Source organism: Halorubrum sp. AJ67 (assembly GCF_000513435.1).
In genome coordinates this window covers 1-2,335 of sequence record NZ_CBVY010000002.1, presented here as the reverse complement: position 1 = coordinate 2,335, position 2,335 = coordinate 1, and the positions used below count along the sequence as shown (strand labels likewise).

Annotated in this window: 3 protein-coding genes; 1 reads left to right on the top strand and 2 read right to left on the bottom strand. The window is 69.2% G+C overall.

Going from position 1 to position 2,335, the window contains the following annotated elements; all coding sequences use genetic code 11:
- Nucleotides 1–204: 204 nt before the first annotated feature.
- Entirely contained in the window at nucleotides 205–417 is a 213-nt protein-coding gene (locus BN903_RS02200; protein WP_048076196.1) for a PLDc N-terminal domain-containing protein, read from the top strand.
- A 22-nt stretch (nucleotides 418–439) separates the two neighbouring features.
- Here BN903_RS02200 and BN903_RS02195 read toward each other — a convergent pair whose 3' ends face one another.
- Both BN903_RS02195 and BN903_RS02190 read right to left on the bottom strand, forming a co-directional pair.
- A complete protein-coding gene (locus BN903_RS02195; protein ID WP_048076195.1) occupies nucleotides 440–1,468 on the bottom strand; it encodes a sodium:calcium antiporter in 1,029 nt (342 codons plus the stop codon).
- A 3-nt stretch (nucleotides 1,469–1,471) separates the two neighbouring features.
- Nucleotides 1,472–2,335 (bottom strand): 4-alpha-glucanotransferase (locus BN903_RS02190; RefSeq protein ID WP_048076194.1); only part of this gene is annotated, 864 nt, incomplete at its 5' end.

Here is a 2,335-nt window from a genome sequence, read left to right as displayed (position 1 = left end):
CAGCGGGGCGGCGCGCACCTCGCCGTCGGCGACCCGGGACAGCGCGAGAAGCCCCGCCGCCCCGAGACACTCAACCCCGACGCCGACCGCGCGCACCGCGTTGACCATGTGAACTGTTCGCATTAAATACAGTTATCCGTTTCGCCGAGCGGCTCCGGCCGATCCCAAAAACACTTGTCGGCGGCCGTTCTCGTCTGAATCGACATGTCCCCGTTGCTCCTCCAAGGTGCGGAAGGCGCTATCGTCCTCCTGATCGGGATCGCCTTCATAGTCGCTCACTTCGTGCTGATCGCGTGGACGTACTCCGACGCACAGAACCGTAGCGACCACCCGCCCGTCCTCTGGGCGCTCGTCGTGTTCTTCGCGCCGCTGCTCGGTATCCTGCTGTACTTCATCATCGGACGGAACTCCTACTGAGGAGTCCCGGCCCGTCGGAATCTCACACGCCCCTGAGCGCGTTCGTCGCCCCGACCGTCTCGGCGACGACCCACGCGACGAACAGGCCGTAGGCCGCGAGCAGCGCGTACGACTCGCGCCGTTCCAGCGCGAGCTCCGTCCGGAGCGTCACGAACAGCAGGACCGTCGCGACGGTTAAGACGCCGAGCATCGGCACCGCCGTCGAGAAGTTGACGGCGACCTCGCCGACGATCAGCACGCCGAGCGGGATCGCGACGAGGAGGTCGAAGGTGTTCGACCCGAGGACGTTCCCGAGGCTCGTCGCCCCGCGGTTCTCGCGCGCGGTCCGGAGGCTCACGAGCGTGTCCGGGAGGCTCGTCGCGGCCGCGACGATCGTGACGCCGGCGAGGAACTCGGGGATCCCGAAGGTGACGCCGAGCGACTCCACCGACGCGACGAGCCGCTCGACCGTGACGACGATGAGCCCGAGACCGGCAGCCAGCTTCGCCCATTCGCGGCGAACGTCGACGCCGTCGCGGACGTTGTCGATCGCGGCGTCGCCGACGTCCTGGTACTGGATGAACAGGTACAGCGCGTACAGTGCGAGCGGGATCACCGCGAGCGACCGGGGCATCGTCCCGACGATCGGGTCCGACGAGACCGGGAAGTAGATGACCGCGAGCGCGAACGTCACGACCAGCGCCGACACCGCGAGCATGTAGAACTGCGCCTCTTTGTACACGATCGTCCGGTTCGCCTCCAGTTCGCCCTCGCCGCCGATGCCCGCGACCGCGGGGATCACGAGGACGTTGAAGATGGCCGAGCCGACGAGCGCGCCCACGCCCATGTCGAAGACCCCGGTGAGGGCGGTGACGAGCACGCTCACAAGCTCCGGGAAGCTTGACCCGACCGCGACGACGACGGACCCCTGAACCACCGCGGGCAGCCCGTAGTACCCGGAGAGGGTCTCGGCGGCCTCCTCTAACCACCCGCTTCCGAGCCAGATGAATCCGGTCGCGGCGACGATCACGAGGACGTGGACGACCGGCGCGTCGGGGAGGAGTCCCGTCACGGTTCACCGCACGTGGTCGCCCGCCAGCTCCCACAGCCGGTCCGCGATCTCGTCGTCGAGCGCGCCGCGCGTCACGCGCCACTCCCAGTTGCCCGCCAGCGTGCCCGGCTCGTTGAACCGCGCGTCGCTGCCCAGCCCGAGCAGGTCCTGAACCGTCGTCACGGCGAGGATCGCCTCCGAGGCCCACAGTTCGTCGATGATCGCCCACTCGGCCGGCTCCTCGGCGTCGGAGCCGACGTTGTACCGGAAGCAGTCGCGCTGGCGCTCGGGGAGGTCTTCGAAGTAGCCGACCCATGTGTCCGTGTCGTGCGTCGACGTGTAGCCGACGACGCCCTCGGGGTAGTGCATCGGCTGGTACTCGTTCCCCTCCGCGCACCAGTCGGCGTACTGCGGGACGCGCATCCCCGGGAAGCCGAACTCGGCCATCAGCTCGTCCATCGCCGGCTCCTCGAACCCGAGGTCCTCGGCGATGAACGGGGCCTCGCCCAGCTCGCGCTCGACCGTCTCGAACAGGTCTCGACCCGGGCCGTCGCGCCACTCGCCGTCCGCGGGGTCGTCGCTGTCGGCGGGTATCGCCCAGTACTTCACGAACCCGAGGAAGTGGTCGAGCCGCGCCACGTCCGCGAGCTCGAACAGGCGGCGGAACCGGTCGAGCCACCAGTCGTACCTCGACTCGGCGAGCCGGTCCCAGTCGTACAGCGGGTTCCCCCAGCGCTGGCCGTTATCGCCGGCGTTCGGCGGCACGCCCGCGACGGCGGTCGGGCGGTTCCCGTCGTCGAGGCGGAACGCCTCCGGGCTGGCCCACACGTCGGCGGAGTCGAGCGCGACGTAGATGGGCACGTCGCCGACGATGGATACTCCCTCCTC

What these genes read in the sequence shown, in the direction of transcription:
- BN903_RS02200 (WP_048076196.1), top strand. Translation starts at nt 205, where the DNA reads ATGTCCCCGTTGCTCCTCCAAGGTGCGGAAGGCGCTATCGTCCTCCTG.